Origin of the sequence: Flavobacterium sp. CHNK8 (genome assembly GCF_019774515.1) — a bacterium.
Taxonomy (GTDB): domain Bacteria; phylum Bacteroidota; class Bacteroidia; order Flavobacteriales; family Flavobacteriaceae; genus Flavobacterium; species Flavobacterium tiangeerense.
The window spans coordinates 1,761,961-1,783,096 of sequence record NZ_CP081492.1 but is presented as its reverse complement, the minus strand read 5'-3'; the positions used below and the strand labels follow the sequence as shown (position 1 = coordinate 1,783,096).

Below are 21,136 nucleotides of genomic sequence, written 5' to 3'. Positions count from 1 at the left end.
ATTTCATTTTAATAATTAGTATTTAGGATTTTGAACGATTTTTGTGTTCGGTAAGTTACTATAAGGTATTGGCCAAATTTCATTTTTACCGGCTATAAACCCTTTATCAGCAAGAGCTGTAGCTGCTTTTCCTGTACGCACTAAATCAAACCAGCGATGTCCTTCACCTGCTAGTTCTTTTCTTCTTTCTAACATAATCGCATCAATAGAAACTGGCACAGATGCTAATCCTACTCTCGCTCTAACCGCATCTAATAATGCTTGTGCTCTAGCTCCTGTTCCGCCAAGCGCCTCTGCCTCCATTAAATAAGTATCGGCTAAACGGATAGCATAAACATCCTGTTTGTAATTCAAGGCTGTTGCTCCTCCTCCTGTTGAAGTATCAGAGTTTAACGGTGCAAATTTTTTCAAAAAATACCCTGTGTCTTGATAATGGGGTTTCCATTTAGCATCACCTGCAGCCTCCAATGCTTTCATATCTATTATTGTTGCATCAAAACGAGGATCTCCTTTTAAAACATTATATAAAGCGGGTGTCACTGTATTGAAACTCCATCCAGAAACGTAGTCTGGAGCAAGAGCAGTCTTTTTTTCGTAGCCACGAGGACCTACCATAATATTTATACTATTTCCTTCATCGGCACCACTACCCCAGAATCCCCAATCAGCATCACTTTTGTCTGTATGCATAATTTCAATAATGGCTTCTGAATTAAATTTATTGCTAATTTTCCAAAGGTCTGCAAACTTGTCTAATAATTTATATCCATAAGCACTTGTGCCTCCTGGCGTACCATTTACTTCTGCAAGTTCAGTTGCAGCTAGATTATTTTTATTTTCATACAAGTACACTTTACCTAATAAAGCTTGAACAGAACCCTTAGTTAGACGACCTGCTTCAGTTTTAATATCTACCAACTTATTAGGTAAAACGGCTTTCGCTTCTATTAAATCTTTCTCGATTTGAGCATAAACCACACCTGATGAAACTTGTACTATATTATAAGTTTCTGATGGTGAAACAGGTTTTAAAATCAAAGGAATATTTTTGAAAGTACGCACTAACTCAAAATAATAATACGCTCGAAGTGCTTTAGCCTCTGCTACAAAGCGTGCTTTTTTATCAGCATCCATATTGGTTCCTGGTAATTTCTCTATTAAAATATTAGCACGTGAAATTCCTTGGTAGAAATCACTCCAAAAGCTTTCTGGCATATTGATTTGATCTAAAGTATAATTATCAAATGCATGAATTCCTACTCCATCTCCAACGTTACCACCACCAGCAAAAAAATCATCAGAACCTGCATTCATCATACAGATCATATTATCAAACCCTTTAGATTGTTTGCCTATAATGTCATAAACAGCGATTAATCCAGAGTATGCTTGATTTTCGTTTTTATAATAATTTTCAACTAATTCAAGACCCTTAGGATCAACATATAAGAATTCTTCACTACAGGCTCCCGCTGTAAAAAGTAAACTAACTGCAATACCTATATATTTTATATTTTTAAATTTCATAACTTTTAATTTTTAAAATTGTAAATTAATTCCGAGCATAAATGATTTTGCCTGTGGATAATATCCTTTATCAACACCAATTACACCACCTCCAATTTCAGGATCATAACCTGTGTATTTAGTAAATGTGAACAAGTTTTCACCTGTTACATAGATTCTAGTTTTTGATAATCCTATTTTACCAATTTTCTCACTCGGTAAGTTATAGCCAAATTGTATCGTTTTAAATCGTAAGTAATCACCATCTTCTAAATAAAAATCAGATGCATTTGTGAAGTTTTTATTGCCGTCTGCTGTTGTTAATCTTGGATAAGAATTACTAGTTCCTTCTCCATTCCAGCGTCCTAAAGCAGACGTTTGATAATTAGCATTTACAACATCTAACCTTCTCAATCCTTGGAAAATTTTATTTCCAACAGCCCCTTGCGTAAATACTACTAAATCGAAATTTTTGAAATCTACATTTAATGTAATACCATAAGTAAATTTTGGAAGTGAATTTCCGATGAATGTTTTATCATCATCTGTAATCTTACCATCAGCATTTGTGTCTTGCCATCTAAAATCTCCTGGCTTAGCATTCGGTTGCACTAAACCTCCAGAAGCATTTGTATAGGCATTAACCTCATTTTGATTCTGAAAAATTCCTTGTGTTTTATAACCGTAAAATGAATTTATGGGATGACCAACTTGTGTTCTGGTAATAGTACCCATACTTTGAAATGAAGCGTTTCCATCAATGAATTTAATATCATTACCTAAAAAAGTTACTTTATTTTCAACATAGGAAATGTTACCTCCTAATTTAAAATTAACTTGTCCAATTTTTTTTCTATACCCTAATTCAATATCGACACCCTTGTTTTCCATGTCAGCAATATTTGCAGAAGGATTTCCAGTAGTTCCTACATAACCAGGGAGCTTAATATCTTGAAGCATTCCAGTAGTCTTTTTATTGTAAAAATCTATTGCAAAGTTAAGACCATTGAAAAATATTGCATCAAATCCAATGTTCCCTTGGCTGGTTTCTTCCCATTTTAAATCAGGGTTGGCTGGAGCATTTGGACTATTCCCTATTACAACTGAACCTTGGTTACCTACAGTGTAGTTTCTTCCTCCACTGATAGTAGCCAGATATTTAAAATCACCTATAGCATCACTCCCTACAATTCCATAACCACCTCTAAGTTTTAGGCTTGTTAAGACTTTGTTCTTTGGCCAAAAATCTTCATTTGTAGGAACCCAACCTAAAGAGAATGATGGAAAAACACCATATTTGTTGTTAGCTCCAAAACGAGATGAACCATCACGACGAATATTCCCAGTAAATAAATATTTTTCTTTATAATCATAAGTCGCTCTAGCAAACAAAGATGTCACAATGTGTTCATAACCATTATAAGCGCCTGCAGTAATATCATCTTTTACAGCACCATAACCAAAGGAGGCATCATCAAAATTATTAGCAGGAATATTTTTATAAGTTACATAAGTCCCCGAGGAAATATTATCAACATAAGCGCCCTGACCAACCAAAACTGTAAAATTATGTTCGCCAATTTTTTTGTTGTACGTAATTGTATTTTCAACATTCCATCCAAAACCTTTATTAGTTCCTCTACTCAGACTGTTTACTGAATTTATAGTAGAAGAGTTAAAGTACGATACAGGATTAAAACTTTCTGAACCCCAATATGCTAATTTACCACCCACGGTACTTTTAACCTTTAATCCTTTGATCACTTCTAGCTCTAAATATGCATTTCCAACAAAATTATCAGACCATCCATAATTTCCTAATCTAGATTGAATATATGCCAGTGGATTACTCATTTCCTGACCTACAACCTGAGATATTCCATATGGATTTCCATTTGAATCTCTAAAAATTCCTGTTTGATTTACATACGGGTAAAGGTTAGCCTCTAAGGGATCAGTAACTACAAGTGGCGTAGTAGGATCAAGATTAATTGCCGAACTTAAAGGTCCACCAAATTCACTATTTGTATTCCCAAATCCGATATTTTTCTCATGAGAGTACCCTAATGTTTGACCAAAAGTCAATCCTTTTAAAATTTTGTGAGTAGAATTTAAACGAATATTCTTTCTATTGTAATTAGAAATTTGTGTCGCAACAATTCCTTCTTGATCTAATAATCCAAAAGACAAATAAAAAGTAGAAACATCATTTCCACCGCTTAAACTTAATTCATGTCCAGTACGCAATGCACTGTCATTAAAAATAGCATCTTGCCAGTTAGTTCCTTTTCCGTATGCCGTAGTAGATGTATAAGGAAGTATATAAGGATTGTTAGGTGATTGAACGTAACCATTAGCATAACGCTCGTTCATTAATGTAGTGTATTGAGTAGCATCAAGTAAATCTAGCTTTCTAGCCGCTTGAGAAAAACCAGTATATCCATTATAAGACACACTCATTTTACCTGATTTCCCTTTTTTTGTAGTAATAAGAATTACTCCCGCTGCAGCACGTGCGCCATAAATTGCTTGAGATGCAGCATCTTTTAAAACATCCATAGTTTCAATATCTGCTTGGTTTAAATAACCAATACCTCCATTGTCAACTACAACACCATCAACTACCCAAAGAGGATCATTGTTACCAATTGAAGTAATACCCCTTACACGAATTGTTGAAGAAGACCCTGGCTGTCCAGCATTTGCAGCTATAGTAACTCCAGAAACTCTACCTTGTAAAGCTTGTTCTACTCTACTAATAGGTAAATCTTTTAGCTGAGCAGCTTTAATTCCAGATATTGCTCCAGTTAACAAAACCTTCTTTTGGGTACCGTATCCTACTACCACAACTTCATTTAGATCTTGTGATGATTCATACATTTTTACCTGTACTGCTGTTTGACCATTAATAAAAGTCTCAACTGTTTTATAGCCTATAAAACTAATTGTTAAAACTCCATCTTTTGGAGCTTTTATTTGAAACCCCCCATCAAAATCTGATGTAACTGATGTAGATGTTCCTTTTAATACTATGGTTGCCCCTGGAATTGGCATCCCCTTATCATCAATCACTTTCCCCATTACAGGTGCTTCTTGTGCATGCACGTGTAGTGAGAATAAGATTGATGAAATACAAAAAATAAATGTTTTTAATAATTTCATTTTTCTGATTATTTTGGTTATACGTTGGTTATTTGATACAATATTATGTTTAAAATTTCGGAATTCAGAATTTAGAATCACTACAAAATCACATCATCAATACCGTACTAGTATTACAAAATATTATCAAAAAAATATTAAATACTTGATTTTAAATAAATTAAAACTTTAAAAACATTTCTTAAAAAAAATATTAATTAAAAAAATAATTACAATTACTATAAATTAAATACTTTAGCTCAAAATCTGCAAAAGAGCCTTAGATTCAGCTCAAAAGACATTTGAAAATGTAATTTATCCCATTCCAAATAATTAAATAAATCATATGCAAACCCAAAATAGTAAAAAAGATCATAACATTAAATTGGTTAAACTTATATTGATTTATATTTTACTTTGCCTACCAGTATCATTTTTTGGACAAGTAAAAAAAATTGGTCTGCCCCTTATAAAAAATTATACCAGAACAGAATATAAGGGAGGAACACAAAATTGGGATATTGACCAAGATAAAAATGGCAATCTTTATTTTGGAAATAATGATGGTCTTTTGCAGTTTGACGGATCGAAATGGAACAAATACAAAGCAAAAAATTCGGATGCAATTAAATGTTTAAAAGTAGATTCATCTGGAAAAATATACGTAGGCTGTTATAATGAGTTTGGTTATTTTAAAGCCAATTCTAAAGGGAAACTCGAATACTTTTCTATTTCCAGTTCATTAGATAAAAAAACATTAGGCATAATTGACTTTATCTGGAAAATACATCTCTATAAGGATGAAGTTGTTTTTCAATCATTCGACCGAATCTTTATCTACAAGAACAACAAAATTAAAATCATAAATGCACCAAAAAGATTTCAATTCTCATTTCTAACCAAATCCAAATTGTATATTCAAGATATTTCATCTGGAATTTTAGAATATAAAAATGGCAAACTGAATTATCTTAAAGGATTAAACACTTTAAATAATTCAGAAATTTGGGGCATGGTTGAATTAGAAAAAAATAAGATTCTAGCCACTACTTTGGATAAAGGTCTTTTTATAATAACAAACAATCAGACAGTGTCATGGAATACCGAAGCAAATACTTTTATAAAAAAAAATGGCTCTCTAGGATGTGTCCTTTATAAAAATAAATACATTGTAATTAATTCAGTCCTTGATGGCATCATAGTTTGCGATCTAAATGGAAATATCATGCAGCATATCGACCGCACCAAAGGGCTTCAAAACAATACAGTTCTTACTTCATTTATAGACAAAAGCAATAATCTATGGCTGGGATTGGATAATGGAATTGCATATGTAAACGAAAATTCATTTCTAACCTATTTTGGATTTAGCTATAATTTAGGTACTGTTTATTCATCTGTTGTGCATAAAGGTAATTTGTATGTTGCAACCAATCAAGGTGTTTTTTTTCATCCTTGGAACACAGATTTTAAAGAAGGCTCCTTTAGGCTAATTGAAGGAACTACTACTCAAGCCTGGAATGTAGAGGTAATCAATGGAGAATTGATTTGCGCCAGTAACAAAGGAGCTCTACTCATACAGAATGGAAAAATGATTAAGAACCTTGATCCTAAGGGATATTATGGATTTAAATCAATACCTAATAATCCTAACTTTTTCATAGGGGCAAATTACAATGGTTTTTCTGTTTTTGAGAAGACAAGTTCAGGAATGAAATTTAGAAATAAAATAGAAGGTATCGACAAATCATCCAATTCATTTGAAATTGATAAAGATTTTTTATGGCTAAAAAAAGACCAATATATACATCAGATTACCCTGAATAATGATTTAAGAACAACCAAGAGCATTAAAACCTTTACTCAATTTTCTAAAAAAAATATGGGCGTTGGAAGTCTTCAAATAATAAATAATAAAGTATTTTTTCAATCTAATAATATTTTTTACACTTATTCAACAACACAAGGTACCTTTTTAGAAGATGCAATAATGACCAATATCTTTAAGTCCATTCCAAAAATTAAAAAATTAACTGAAGATACTAATGGAAATCTTTGGTACTTTTATGATGAGTCAATGGGAACGCTGATAAAAGTGGGAAACAACAAATATAAACATGTCATAACTCCTTTTTCAAGTTTGACCGGAAAATTAGTAGCCAATTATATGTCTATAAATACTATTGATTCTAAAAACACTTTTATAGGATTAACTGATGGTCTGGCACACTATGATGCTACTCTCGAAATCAAATCTATATCAAAACCGATTGCTCATATAAGAAGTTTTACATTTCCTGGAGACACCATTTATTTAGGAAATAAGCAAGACGAAAGTATGAAGTATGAGTTGCCTTATGACTCAAATCAAGTAAAGTTTACATTTTCGTCCCCTTGTTACGAAAATCTTGAAAATATCGAATTCTCTTATCAACTGGAAGGCTTTGGTGAAAAGTGGAGTGCTTGGTCAAACAACACCATTAAAGAATATACCAATTTAAAAGAGGGCAATTATAAAATGAAAGTGAAAGCAAGAAACAGCTTTAAGATTCAATCGGGTGTAACTTCTTTTGAATTCAGAGTGACTCCTCCTTGGTATAGGCACTATTCAGCTTACTTATTTTATTTACTGATAGCTTCTGGTTTGGTATACTATATTCGATTTAGAATAAGAATGAAAATAAGGAAAAACAAATATGCTGAAACCTTAGAACAACGAAGATTATATTTAGAAAAAGAAACTAAGATCAGGTTAGAGCAATATAAATTAGAGAAAGAAATAGAAAAACTAGAAAATGACAAGTTGCAAATGAAACTATTGTCAAAGGACAAAGAACTAGTAAACAACACAATACAAGTAGTTAAAAAAAATAAAACATTAAACGGAATTATTCAAAGGCTAAAAGATATCAATACAAGCTCATTTGACGAAGCAGCCAAGACTCAATTTACTAAATTAAACAAAAGCATTATCAAGGAAGTTAGTACTGATAAAAGCTGGAAGGATCTTGAAAAACACCTTAAAAATGTCCACTTTGATTTTCTAAAAAAATTAAAGGAAAAGCACCCTACTATTACTCCAAGAGAAATGGACCTGTCAACTTATTTATTAATGAACATGTCAACAAAAGAAATTGCTGAATTCATGAACATATCAACGGGAGGAGTAGATTTGGCCAGATATCGATTAAGAAAAAAACTGGAATTAAATCAAAAAGAAAATTTAATCGGATACTTTATGAGTATAAAATAGAAACAAAGTGGCTATTTGGTTAAAGTTGTTTTTGACTGCTTGGACTATAAATACTGGAGCATTAACACCCTGCTTTTTGTAGTCAATAAAAAATAGCTGTATTTTAGTTTAACTATCTTGCATAGTCTTGAAATAAATTGATAATTATTGGGGCGTTATAGATTAGAAAAGTGCCTTATAAAACCATTTTAAATACTAAATATTTTGAAGTAGCTTTTGAAAATTTGAAATATTAAATGAGTTTGGTCGAAGAAAAATTGATTTCTTATTATTCAGACTATCCAATCTTTTTGCTTTATCCCCAACTTTTGCACCTGATACTGGATCCCTTGATCCTTAATCCATTATTATAAAAAAAATAGACATAAAAAAACTCCATTATTTCTAATGGAGTTAATCTTGTGGGCGATGAGGGGTTCGAACCCCCGACCCCCTCGGTGTAAACGAGGTGCTCTGAACCAGCTGAGCTAATCGCCCTATTTTACTAGGTTGCTATCATTACCTGATTGCGAGTGCAAATATAGTGTTAGAATTTGATTCTGCAAGGCCTTTTTGAAAAAAAAATCAAAAAAAATTTGAATTAAATTGTAATAATCTAGCAGACAGAATTCTACAAATATAACGAAACACATGATATGTTTTGTATTGATATCTGTTAGTCCTACATTTGCAGTATAAACAAATATCAATGGCTAGGTTCAAAGAAAACGATTTACCAAAATCGAAAATTACGGCATCATCTCTGCAAAAAGCAACTGTAATTTTTCGTTTTGCTGGAAAGCATCATTGGAAATTTTATGTAGGTTTACTTTTTTTAGTTTTTACGGGGGGTACGGCCCTGGCATTTCCTAAGCTGATGGGAATGCTAATTGATTGTGTTAAGAATAAAGACAATGACCAAGCAAACCTAATTGCAGGCGGATTGCTTGTTATCTTATTTCTTCAATCTATTTTCTCCTTTTTTAGATTGTCTTTATTTGTGAATTTTACTGAAAATACTCTAGCAAATCTTAGGTTAGCGCTTTATTCAAATTTGGTAAAATTACCGATGTCTTTCTTCTCACAAAAACGTGTAGGAGAACTTAATAGTCGTATTAGCTCAGATATCACGCAAATACAAGACACACTTACATCAACCATTGCTGAATTTTTACGTCAATTTATTTTAATTGTTGGAGGAGTTCTTCTATTGGCTAATGAAAGTATAAAACTTACACTTTTGATGTTGTCTGTTGTACCTCTAGTTGCAATTGCAGCTGTTGTATTTGGTAGATTTATAAGAAAATATTCTAAAAATGTTCAGGATAAAGTTGCTGAAAGTCAAGTTATTGTAGAAGAAACAATGCAAGGTATTAGTATTGTAAAGGCCTTTGCGAATGAATGGTATGAAATTGCTCGATACAATTTAAAAATTAAAGAAGTTGTTTCAATTGCTATAAAGGGCGGTAAATACCGTGGCTACTTTGCTTCCTTTATTATTTTCTGTCTTTTTGGCGCAATTGTGGCCGTAGTTTGGTACGGTGTTCAATTGAGTATTAGTGGCGAAATGAGTGTAGGTCAATTGATTTCATTTGTATTATACTCCACCTTTGTAGGCGCATCTTTTGGCGGTATAGCAGAGCTTTATGCACAAATTCAAAAAGCAATAGGAGCTACAGAACGTGTTTTTGAACTGCTTGACGAAACTCCAGAAAAAATAAACTCTAACAAAGAGAAAGTTGAAATACAAAAAATAAAGGGTACAGTAGAATTTAAAAATGTTGCTTTTAGTTATCCGTCAAGAAAAGAAATAAACGTTTTAAAAAATGTGAATTTTTCAGCTAGTTTTGGTCAAAAAATAGCAATTGTAGGGCCTAGTGGAACAGGTAAATCTACGATAGCCTCACTCCTGCTTCGTTTTTATAATATTGATAATGGTGAAATTTTAATTGATGGAAAAAGCATTTACGACTACGATCTTGAAAACCTTCGCGGTAATATGAGTATTGTTCCTCAAGATGTTATTCTTTTTGGAGGAACTATTAAAGAAAATATTGCTTACGGAAAACCAAATGCAACGGACCAAGAAATTTTAGTGGCAGCAAAACAAGCTAATGCTTATCAATTTATAGAAAGTTTCCCTGATAAATTTGAAACCGTAGTAGGTGAAAGAGGAATAAAACTTTCAGGCGGACAACGTCAACGTATTGCAATTGCTAGAGCTTTATTGAAAAATCCTAGTATTTTAATCTTAGATGAAGCAACTTCAGCTCTTGATAGTGAAAGTGAAAAATTGGTTCAAGAAGCTCTTGAAATTTTAATGGAAGGTAGAACTAGTATCATTATTGCACATAGGCTTTCTACCATTCGTTCTGCAGATCAAATATTAGTTTTAGATAATGGTATAATTGCTGAACAAGGAACACATCAAGATTTAATTGTCCTTGAAAATGGAATTTATAAAAATTTAAGCAATCTGCAGTTTAGCAATTCTTAATTTTTTTTTAGAGCCAAAAAAAAACTCCAATTTGATAACAAATTGGAGTTTTTTGGTTTTATTATTTTCCTTTTCTTCTATTTCTTTCCGCTTTAATCATCATTAACTCTCGGCTTGTTTGACCAGCTACTGATGTATTTTCTTCCGCACGACGAATTAAATAAGGCATTACGTCTCTTACAGGACCAAAAGGTAAATATTTAGAAACATTATAATTTGAATTGGCTAGATTATAACTGATATTATCACTCATGCCGTATAATTGCCCAAACCATATTCTATTATCATTAGATTTAATTCCTTTTTCATGCATTAAATTCATGAGTGTATACGTGCTAGACTCATTGTGAGTACCAGCAAATATAGACATCATATCTAAGTTTTCAGTCATGTAACTAATGGCCGCATCATAATTAACATCTGTAGCTTCTTTTGAGGCACAAATAGGTGTAGGATATCCTTTTTCTTGAGCACGTACATTTTCTTTCTCCATATACGCACCACGAACTATTTTCATGCCTATATGAAATCCTTCATTTTTAGCTTGCTCATGTAATTTTTTCAGGTAATCCAATCGGTCCCAACGGTACATTTGCAAAGTGTTAAAAACAATCGCTTTCTCTTTATTGTATTTGCGCATCATTTGAGTCACAAGATCATCGGCAGCATCTTGCATCCAACTTTCTTCACCATCTATTAATAGTGATACATTTTTTTCATGAGCTTCTTTGCAAACCAAATCAAATCGAGCTACCACTCTATTCCATTCAATTTGTTCTTCTTCATTTAATTTCTCATTGTTACCTAGCTTTTCATACAATTCAAATCGTCCAAAACCTGTTGGTTTAAAAACGGCAAAAGGAATTGCATCTCTTTTCTTAGCAAAGTCGATTGTTTTTAATGTCATTTTCAAAGCAGCATCAAACTGATCTTCTTCTTCTTTTCCTTCTACTGAATAATCCAATACAGAAGTCACGCCTTTAGTAAACATTTTATCAACAACGTTAAGACAGTCCATTTCGTTAACACCTCCACAAAAATGATCAAAAACCGTTGCTCTTATTAATCCTTCTACTGGTAAATGTGCTTTGATTGCAAAATTGGTAACTGCTGTTCCTATTCTAACAAGAGGTTGATTAGATATCATTTTAAATAAAAAATATGCACGATCAAGTTCTGTATCGCTTTTTAATGCAAAGGCAACTTGTGTATTATCAAATATCTTTTCCATTATCTGTTTTAATTTTATACAAATATAGGCAGACTTTGAATATTTTTATAAAATTTGATGTCAAAAAAAAGAAAAATGCAATACGAACTTTTTTATGGTATTAAATAATTTAAGAATTGATAAATTTATACATTTGGCAATTCAAAATTTTATATTCAAAAATGCGAAATGACCAAATGCCTTTTAAAAAAAATAAAAGAGTAAATTAAAGTGTTTTGAATTGAAATAAAAATAGTATAAAACTAGCGTATCTCTTTAGATATTAAAACCAATTCTTACCAAAATTAAAATGAATACAGAAATTAAAAACGATACAGTACAAAACTCATTTTATGAAAATTTCATGGCATTATTTTTTCTTTTTTGTTATTTTTTGATTGATTTTTTGCCTCATTTTAAAAGTATTGAAATATTTAACACGCAGTTTTTTTACATGGCTGTGATTAATATTGTTGCATTACTCTACCTTTTTAGCAATAAAAAAGTAGCTTATAAAAAGACTAAAATCTTCTCTAGTGAAGGTTTAGTTTTAAAAATCTATTTTTTGTTTATTATTCTTTGTGGTTGCTCCCTATTTTTTAGTAAAAATCTTTCACTGTCAATCAATAGTTTTATTCAATTACTTATTGTTGTTGTAATGATTCTTAATTTGATTCTTTTATTTAGAGATAAATTACATTTGTTGTATCAAATTGCTGTGCTTGTGGGAATAAGTGTTTTTTTACAAACCGTATTGCAATTAAGCACTGTATTGAAAGACTTTGCAAGTGTAACTAATGCTTTAAACAACTTAAAAGGGAATACAGGAAACGTTAATATTTTTGCAGCGAGTCTTAATGTTAAAATTCCTTTTTTAGTACTAGGAATTTTACATTATAACAACTGGAAGAAATGGTTTTTAGCTTTATGTTTGTTGCTAGCAAGTTTTACAGTAATCTTAATCAGTTCTAGAGCTGCTTATTTGGGGTTATTTTTTCAAGTTGTAGTTTTTCTAATAGTCTATTTTAAAATACATTCATTCGCAAAAAAAACAGTTGAACAAACCATCTATATTTTAATTCCAATATCATTGGCTGTTTTTTTAAGTAGTATCGTTTTTAAAAATAGTGATAGTATTGGAAGGTTTGAATCCGTAAGTACTAGAATTGTGCAAATTGCAGATATAAATGAAGCTTCTGCATCTGCGAGGTTGAATTATTGGAACAATGCGTCAAAAATGATTTCAAAAGATCCCATAACTGGTATTGGTTTAGGAAATTGGAGAGTTGAAAGTATTCCTTATGAAAGAACCACCATTGATGAAGCATTAATTTCTTCACATACTCACAACGATTTACTTGAAATTGCAGCCGAAACGGGAATTATTAACGGCTTGGTATATTTGAGTCTTTTTATTTTAATATTTTTTATCAACATTAAAAATATTTTTACAAAAAACGATACCGATAAAACTATTTCTTTACTTGTTTTAATGCTTATTACAGGGTATTTTATAGATGCCTTTTTTAACTTTCCGCTGTATAGACCTACAATGCAACTGGCTTTTGCATTGATGATTGTATTTACAGTCTTAAATTCAACCAAGCATTCAGGTTTAAATGGTAACTCACAAAAGGTAGGTTTGTTTTTAATTATAGTTAGCGTGGTTACAACTTGTATCTCTTTTATGGACTGGAGAGCAGCCCAGTTAGAATACAGAATAAAATTTGATAAAACGCCGGTATCTTCTAATGTAATCCTTAATGAATTCCCAACTATAACAAGAGTAGGTATTTATGGAGAAACATTTTACCAACACACAGCTATTGCATTTTTTAATGAGAATAACTTAGAGGAAGCTGAAAAATATTTTAAACTATCAAATACGATAAATCCTTTTATGGGTATTTCAAACTGGTATTTGCATAAAATAGAAAAATTAAAAGGCAACCAAAAGAAAGCATATGAGTATTTGAAATCAGCATTTTATGCCAGACCAAGGACACTTAATTTTTATTTAGATGGCCTTAGAATGGCAGTTGTACATAAAGATACCGCCGAAATATTTAAGCTACACAAACTTTTTAGTCAATATAGAAGCATGCCTTCAAACTGGAAAAATACCGCTGTTGCACTCAAACAGGTGGGTTACAATCCCCAAAAAATAGAGGCATTTATCAAAGAAGGGGTGAGAATTTATCCTAATGATTCTACATTAAATAAAAAAATAAAACAAGAAACACCAACTTCTACTATTCAAAACAATCCATCTGAAGATATAGAAAATGCCCCAAAAGCAATCAATTATATGATTGAAGCAAAAAAATTGGGAGACGTTAAACAATTTGAAAAAGCTATTGTACTTTATGAAAAAGAACTAGCGTTACATCCCGAAAAAAAGGTAATTTACCAAGATATAGCCGTTTGTTATTTTAGTTTAAATAGAAGTGAAACTGCTATTAGTTATTTGCTAAAAATAGTAAACGAACCAACACTAAATGATGGTAAAACCGAATATTTGCTTTCAGGTTGTTATTATAAAATGCAAGACAAAACAAATGCTTGTAAGTACCTAGGGATTGCAGTTAATAAAAATTATCCAGGAACAACAGACCTTTTTAATAAACTTTGTAAATAAAAATAAAAATGCAAACCATACACGCCAATAACTATCCCATATACTTCAATGAAAATGCTTATACAGCGCTTAATGAATATATTAGTAATAATAAATTTTCTAATATTTTTATTATTGTAGATAATCATACAAATGAACACTGTTTACCAATTTTTCTATCAAATTTAGAAACTGATTTAACAATTGAAATTATAGAATTTGAATCTGGAGAGGAAAATAAAAATATTGAAACATGTGTTCAAATTTGGAATGTTTTAACGGAATTAAAAGCCGATAGAAAATCACTAGTTCTCAATGTAGGTGGTGGTGTAGTTACAGATTTAGGAGGCTTTGTTGCGTCTACTTTTAAGAGAGGTATTGAATTTATTCATGTACCCACTACTCTATTGGCTATGGTTGACGCTTCTGTGGGTGGAAAAAATGGTGTTGATCTAGGTAATCTCAAAAATCAAATTGGGGTTATTAATGTTCCTAAAATGGTATTGATAGATACACAATACTTAGAAACCGTACCACAAAACGAAATGCGTTCTGGTCTTGCAGAAATGCTAAAACATGGCTTAATTTATGATGCAAGTTATTGGAAAACATTTACCGATCTTGATGCATTTGATTTTGCTGACTTTGACAAACTCATATATCGATCTGTTGAAATCAAAAATGAAATTGTAATGCAAGATCCAACAGAAAATAATATTAGAAAATCTCTTAATTTTGGACACACATTAGGCCATGCAATTGAAAGTTATTTTCTAGAGAATGAATTAAAAACAACACTGTTGCATGGTGAGGCAATAGCAGCTGGTATGATTTTAGAAAGTTATCTTTCATGGCAAAAAGGACTATTGAAAGTAGACGAATATTCTCAGATAAAAGCATGTATTAAACACATTTACGAGGATATAGTATTTGATCAAAAAGATATAGATCCCATATTTGAATTACTAGTTCATGACAAGAAAAATGAATATGGGGAGATACAATTTGCCCTAATCGAAGGTATTGGTAAAATTAAAATAAATCAATTGGTTGAAAATGAAATGATTCTTCAAGCCTTTGAAGATTATAAAAACTAAATATTTTTTATAAAAAAGGATTGCATTACGTATATATTATTTTTTACATTTGCACCAATGAAAAAAAGTCGAAACAAATTCAAGTATTACTCTAATAAAAACAGTAACAAAATGTCTTTTTTAAGGATGTTAAAGCGTTTTTATTCTATAAAGGGAAATTTTAGTTTTGATGTTTTTCAATACATGAAATCAGATACTGAAAAACTTCAAATTGTGTATGCTAATATTAGGGTTTGAATGATAGATTAATCTATTTTATTTAAATATTTAATCTACAAAATCCATATCCATGAATACAAAATATTCTGACTTAATAAATCAAACATACTATTTTCCACAAGAAGAATTTACTCTAAATAAAGATCATTTACTTTTTCATAATATTGATTTAATGAAATTAGTTGAGCAATACGGTACGCCTTTAAAATTTACCTATTTGCCTCAAATTTCTAATAACATCAGCAAAGCAAAAAGCTGGTTTAGAAAATCAATGGAAAAAAACAAGTACGAAGCAAAATATTACTATTGCTACTGTACTAAAAGCTCTCATTTTGAATACATTATGAATGAAGCTTTCAAGAATAACATTCACATAGAAACCTCTTCGGCTTTTGACATTAATATTGTTGAAAACTTAATGGAGAAAGGTAAGATAAACAAAAGTACCTATGTAATTTGTAATGGTTTTAAAAGAGATCAATACATAGAAAACATTGCTCGTTTAATTAATAACGGACATAAAAATACAATACCAATCATTGACAATTTTGAGGAATTAGACTTGTTACAAGGTCAAATCAAAAATAAGTTTAAAATAGGTATTCGTATTGCAGCTGAAGAAGAACCTAAATTTGAGTTTTATACCTCTAGACTTGGTATTGGATACAAAAATATAGTTCCATTTTACAAAAAAGAGATTAAAGAGAATAAAAAATTGGAACTGAAAATGTTACACTTTTTTATCAATACTGGAATCAATGATAATGCATATTACTGGAACGAATTAGTAAAATGTATTAAAGTTTATGTAGCGCTCAAAAAAGAATGCCCTACACTTGATGGATTAAATATTGGTGGAGGTTTTCCAATCAAAAACTCATTAGCATTTGAATATGATTACCAATACATGATTGATGAAATCATTAATCAAATAAAAATTGCTTGTGATGAAGCTGAAGTTGATGTTCCAAATATTTTTACTGAATTTGGATCCTTTACGGTAGGTGAAAGTGGTGGAGCTATTTACCAAGTTTTGTATCAAAAGCAACAAAATGATAGAGAAAAGTGGAATATGATTGATTCTTCATTTATTACCACTTTACCAGATACTTGGGCCATTAACAAAAGGTTTATTATGCTTGCAGTGAACCGTTGGAATGATACTTATGAGCGGGTATTACTAGGTGGAATGACTTGTGATAGTGATGATTATTACAACTCTGAGCAAAATATGAATGCTATTTATTTGCCAAAATACAATAAAGAGAAACCGTTGTACATTGGGTTCTTCAATACTGGTGCCTATCAAGAAACTATTGGAGGTTATGGTGGTTTACATCACTGTTTAATTCCACAACCGAAGCATATTTTAATTGATAGAGATGAAAACGGAATTCTAGCAACCGAAGTGTTCTCAGAGCAACAGACCTCTGAAGATGTTTTAAAAATATTAGGTTACGATCGAAAATAATCTATACTAATAAAGGGACGAATTCAAAAAAATGTTAAATTTGAGATAATTTTAACATAATTCACAAAAATATTTTAAAAATTTATATAAAAATGAGTAAAGGACCAATCAGTCAGTTTATCGAAAAGCATTATTTGCATTTCAACTCTGCATCTTTAGTTGACGCCGCAAAGGCATATGAAGACCAATTAGCAAATGGTGCAAAAATGATGGTGAGTATGGCTGGCGCTATGAGTACTGCTGAAATTGGAAAGATATTCTCTGAAATTATCCGCCAAGATAAAGTTCATATTATATCTTGTACAGGAGCAAATTTAGAGGAAGATATCATGAATCTTGTAGCTCACTCTCATTATGAAAGAGTTCCAAACTACAGAGATTTAACTCCTCAGGATGAATGGGATTTATTAGAGCGCGGTTTAAATCGTGTTACAGATACGTGTATACCTGAGCATGAGGCTTTTAGACGTTTGCAAAAGCATATTTATAAAATTTGGAAAGATGCTGATGATAAAGGAGAGCGCTATTTTCCTCATGAATTTATGTATAAAATGTTGCTTTCTGGAGTTTTAGAAGAGTATTATGAAATTGACCTTAAAGACAGCTGGATGTATGCTGCAGCGGAGAAAAATTTACCAATTGTTGTTCCAGGTTGGGAAGACAGCACTATGGGTAATATTTTTGCTTCTTATGTACTAAAAGGAGATTTGAAAGCATCTACCATGAAATCAGGAATTGAGTATATGACTTTCCTTGCTGATTGGTACCCTAAAAACAGTTCAAATGGAATAGGATTTTTTCAAATTGGTGGTGGTATTGCAGGAGATTTTCCTATATGTGTGGTACCAATGTTGTATCAAGATATGGAAATGCATGATGTTCCTTTTTGGAGCTATTTCTGTCAAATTTCTGATTCAACTACAAGTTATGGTTCCTACTCAGGAGCAGTCCCAAATGAAAAAATTACTTGGGGTAAATTAGATATCAAAACACCTAAATTTATTATTGAGTCTGATGCAACCATAGTTGCTCCATTAATATTCGCTTATTTATTAGATCTATAATATACATTTATGAAAAGAGTAATTGTTGATTACGCAAAACTTACCAATGAAATTTTAAACCTTCTTGTTGATAAATTTCCAGATGGTTATGATGATTCAAACATTATTAGTTTTAGAAACGCAAAAAATGAATTAGTTGAAGCAGTAGAAGTTAGAACTGAAGATACAATTTATTTAGTAAAAGTAAGTACTAAACTAGCTGATAGAATTGAGAACTATGACGAAGATGATGAAATTATCTTAGATGATGTAGTAGAACCAATCAAAGGCTTAGATCTAGATGATGATATCGATGATGATGAAGACGAAGCTATCGATAAACCTGATACAGATTCTGGTGATGATGAAGATGACGAAGATGATAATGACAGAGATTTTTCTGATGAAGATGAAGATGACGAAGACGAAGATTAATTAGTTTTTAAAATAATAAAAAAAGGAACTCCTAAAACGAGTTCCTTTTTTGTATAAATAGGTAAAACCAACCATGACTCAAGAAATTTTACACGCCAAATTGAAAGAAAATTTTGGATTTGAAAAATTTAGACCTAATCAAGAAGACATAATTAATAGCATTCTTTCAGGACAAGATACACTTGCCATTATGCCTACAGGTGGCGGAAAATCTATTTGTTTTCAATTACCGGCGCTACTTTTTCCGGGGATTACAATCGTTATATCACCTTTGATTGCTTTGATGAAAGATCAAGTGGACAGTTTAAGAGCTAATGGAATTGAAGCTTGCTTTATCAATAGCAGTCAAACAGAAAGTGAAAGGAATTTTTATACAGAACGTTTACAATCAAATACTATTAAACTAGTTTATGTTGCACCTGAAAGCTTGTCTTTTTTAGACAATCTCTTTAATACTTTAACTATTAGTTTGATTGCGATTGATGAAGCTCATTGTATTTCATCGTGGGGGCATGACTTTAGACCTGCTTATACTAATTTGGGTTATTTAAAAAACAGGTTTCCGTCCACTCCTATTTTGGCCTTGACCGCCACGGCTGATAAAGCAACTCGAAAAGACATTAGCAATCAGTTGAATTTAAAAAATCCTCAGTTATTTGTAGCTTCTTTTGACAGAAAAAATTTAAGTTTAGAGGTTCGTCCCGCACTTGATCGGGTGCAGCAAATAATAGAATTTATTCAAGATAAACCAAATGAAGCCGGAATAATTTACTGCTTGAGCAGGAAAACAACTGAGGAACTGGCGGAAAAACTTCAAAAAAACGGTATTCATGCTAAAGCTTATCATGCAGGTTTAGATAGCTCCGTTCGTTCTAAAACGCAAGATGAATTTATAAATGATGATTGCAATATCATTTGCGCTACTGTTGCATTTGGTATGGGTATTGACAAATCAAATGTTCGCTGGGTTATTCACTACAATTTACCTAAAAATATTGAAGGATATTATCAAGAAATTGGTCGTGCAGGAAGAGATGGTTTGCCATCTGAAACAGTTATGTTTGAAAGTTACGGAGACGTTATTCAGCTTCAAAAATTTGCATCACAAGGATTAAACGCTGAAGTACAATTGGCAAAACTGGAGCGTATGAAGCAATATGCTGATGCACTCAGTTGCCGAAGAAAAATCCTCTTATCCTATTTTGGAGAATTAGTATCCGAAAATTGTGGAAATTGTGATATTTGTAAAAATCCACCATTATTTTTTGACGGAACTGTTCTGGCTCAAAAAGCACTTTCTGCTATAGTTCGATTGCAAGAATTAGAGCCTTTACCCGTAATTATTGATTTTTTAAGAGGATCCAAAAATGCTTATATTTTTGAAAAAGAATACCAAAATTTGAAAACCTATGGTGTGGGTTCTGACCAATCTTGGTACGATTGGAACCAATACTTAATTCAGCTAATCAATTTGGGATATTGTGAAATTGCATTTCATAAGCAGAACAAGATTAGACTTACCACTTTAGCAAAAAAAGTATTATTCGATAATGAAAAGGTACAATTAACTGCTGTTCAAAAAATAAATGTAGAGAAGCAAGAAACTAAAGTAAGTAAAAGCAAAACTGTAGCAAATTCTCTTTTTGAAAATTTAAGGAAATTGCGCTACGAAATTTCTAAAGAAGAATCAGTTCCAGCCTATGTGATTTTTAGTGATGCAGCTTTACGCCAAATGGAAACCGAAAGGCCTACTAGTGAAAATGAATTACTAGCCATAGATGGCGTTGGTAAAGCTAAATTAGAAAAATACGGAGTTGCCTTTATTCAAGCTATACTTGATTTTCAAAAAGTCAAAGGGGTTAAAAAGAAAAAAGAGGCAACAACATACAGAGAAACTTTTGATCTATACCAACAAGGATTATCAGTTGAAGAAATTGCACAAAAAAGAAAACTGGGTTTAAGTACAATTATGTCCCATCTTGCAAAACTTTTTATTGACGGTAAGGAAATTGATTTAACTCCATTTATATCTGATGATGAAGTTATAGAAATTGCCGTGGCCAAAACGAAACTAGAAGCACCAAGTACATTGAAACCTTATTTTGATTACTTTGAAGAAAAACTAGATTACGGAAAAATCAGATTAGGATTGGCAATTTTAGAAAAAGAAAATTCAGTACTTTAAAATTTAATATGATTCATTCATTCCCACCTTTTGTAAATGCACAAACTAAAATTTTAATTTTAGGAACTATGCCTGGAATTGCGTCATTAGAAAAGCAAGAATATTATGCGCATCAAAGAAATCATTTTTGGAAAATAATGTTTACGCTATTAGATAGTTTTCCTGCAACTGAAGAATTTGAACTAAAAATACAAGTGCTTCAAGCAAATAACATTGGGCTTTGGGATGTTTTAAAAAGTTGTGATAGAAACGGAAGTTTGGATGTTCATATAAAGAATCACGAAATAAATGATTTTGAAACCTTATTTGCACAATTTCCATCCATAAAAACAATTGTATTCAACGGAAAAGAGAGTCATAAGTACTTTTTGAAGAAATTTGGACAAATAAAAGACATCACCTATTATGTGATGCCTTCTACAAGTCCTGCAAATACTATGTCGTTTGATAATAAGCTTAAAATTTGGTCAACAGGTTTTTGAA

General features: G+C 31.4%; 12 protein-coding genes and 1 tRNA gene. 9 read left to right on the top strand and 4 right to left on the bottom strand.

Annotated elements, in window-relative coordinates; translation table 11 throughout:
- Window positions 1-15: 15 nt before the first annotated feature.
- Together K5V07_RS07525 and K5V07_RS07520 are read right to left on the bottom strand one after the other, a co-directional pair.
- Window positions 16-1,527 carry a RagB/SusD family nutrient uptake outer membrane protein gene (locus K5V07_RS07525; protein WP_144890747.1) on the bottom strand — a complete coding sequence of 504 codons (1,512 nt, stop codon included), beginning with the start codon at window positions 1,525-1,527 and terminating at the stop codon, window positions 16-18.
- Between the two features lie 12 nt (window positions 1,528-1,539).
- Window positions 1,540-4,668: a TonB-dependent receptor gene (locus K5V07_RS07520; RefSeq protein WP_221916982.1), complete on the bottom strand. Its 3,129-nt coding sequence runs from the start codon at window positions 4,666-4,668 to the stop codon at window positions 1,540-1,542.
- A 325-nt stretch (window positions 4,669-4,993) separates the two neighbouring features.
- Here K5V07_RS07520 and K5V07_RS07515 point away from each other — a divergent pair, with 325 nt between their 5' ends.
- Complete coding sequence (locus tag K5V07_RS07515) at window positions 4,994-7,900, top strand: triple tyrosine motif-containing protein (RefSeq protein WP_221916981.1); 2,907 nt, start codon at window positions 4,994-4,996, stop codon at window positions 7,898-7,900.
- A 402-nt stretch (window positions 7,901-8,302) separates the two neighbouring features.
- Here the strand turns inward: K5V07_RS07515 and K5V07_RS07510 are convergent.
- A tRNA-Val gene (locus K5V07_RS07510) sits at window positions 8,303-8,377 on the bottom strand.
- Between the two features lie 211 nt (window positions 8,378-8,588).
- On the opposite strand from K5V07_RS07510, the gene K5V07_RS07505 reads away from it, so the two are divergent.
- Window positions 8,589-10,376, top strand: coding sequence for an ABC transporter ATP-binding protein (locus K5V07_RS07505; RefSeq protein ID WP_221916980.1), 1,788 nt, complete (start codon window positions 8,589-8,591; stop codon window positions 10,374-10,376).
- A gap of 61 nt (window positions 10,377-10,437) precedes the next feature.
- On the opposite strand, the gene K5V07_RS07500 is transcribed toward K5V07_RS07505, so the two are convergent.
- Window positions 10,438-11,607, bottom strand: a complete 1,170-nt coding sequence (locus tag K5V07_RS07500) for a proline dehydrogenase family protein (RefSeq protein WP_221916979.1) — start codon at window positions 11,605-11,607, stop codon at window positions 10,438-10,440.
- A gap of 289 nt (window positions 11,608-11,896) precedes the next feature.
- Between K5V07_RS07500 and K5V07_RS07495 the strand changes: the two genes are divergently transcribed.
- The 7 genes from K5V07_RS07495 to K5V07_RS07465 all read left to right on the top strand — a co-directional run bounded on the left by K5V07_RS07495 (window position 11,897) and on the right by K5V07_RS07465 (window position 21,135).
- Entirely contained in the window at window positions 11,897-14,224 is a 2,328-nt protein-coding gene (locus K5V07_RS07495) for an O-antigen ligase family protein (protein WP_221916978.1), read from the top strand.
- A gap of 8 nt (window positions 14,225-14,232) precedes the next feature.
- Window positions 14,233-15,300, top strand: a complete 1,068-nt coding sequence (gene aroB, locus K5V07_RS07490; protein ID WP_221916977.1) for a 3-dehydroquinate synthase — start codon at window positions 14,233-14,235, stop codon at window positions 15,298-15,300.
- Between the two features lie 289 nt (window positions 15,301-15,589).
- On the top strand, window positions 15,590-16,990 hold the full coding sequence (locus K5V07_RS07485; RefSeq protein WP_144890735.1) for an arginine decarboxylase: 1,401 nt from the start codon (window positions 15,590-15,592) through the stop codon (window positions 16,988-16,990).
- A gap of 92 nt (window positions 16,991-17,082) precedes the next feature.
- Complete coding sequence (locus K5V07_RS07480) at window positions 17,083-18,054, top strand: deoxyhypusine synthase family protein (RefSeq protein WP_086454768.1); 972 nt, start codon at window positions 17,083-17,085, stop codon at window positions 18,052-18,054.
- A 9-nt stretch (window positions 18,055-18,063) separates the two neighbouring features.
- Complete coding sequence (locus tag K5V07_RS07475; protein WP_144890733.1) at window positions 18,064-18,468, top strand: DNA primase; 405 nt, start codon at window positions 18,064-18,066, stop codon at window positions 18,466-18,468.
- Between the two features lie 73 nt (window positions 18,469-18,541).
- Window positions 18,542-20,653 carry a DNA helicase RecQ gene (recQ, locus tag K5V07_RS07470; protein WP_144890731.1) on the top strand — a complete coding sequence of 704 codons (2,112 nt, stop codon included), beginning with the start codon at window positions 18,542-18,544 and terminating at the stop codon, window positions 20,651-20,653.
- 8 nt (window positions 20,654-20,661) lie between these two features.
- A complete protein-coding gene (locus K5V07_RS07465) occupies window positions 20,662-21,135 on the top strand; it encodes a DNA-deoxyinosine glycosylase (RefSeq protein WP_144890729.1) in 474 nt (157 codons plus the stop codon).
- Window position 21,136 lies beyond the last annotated feature (1 nt).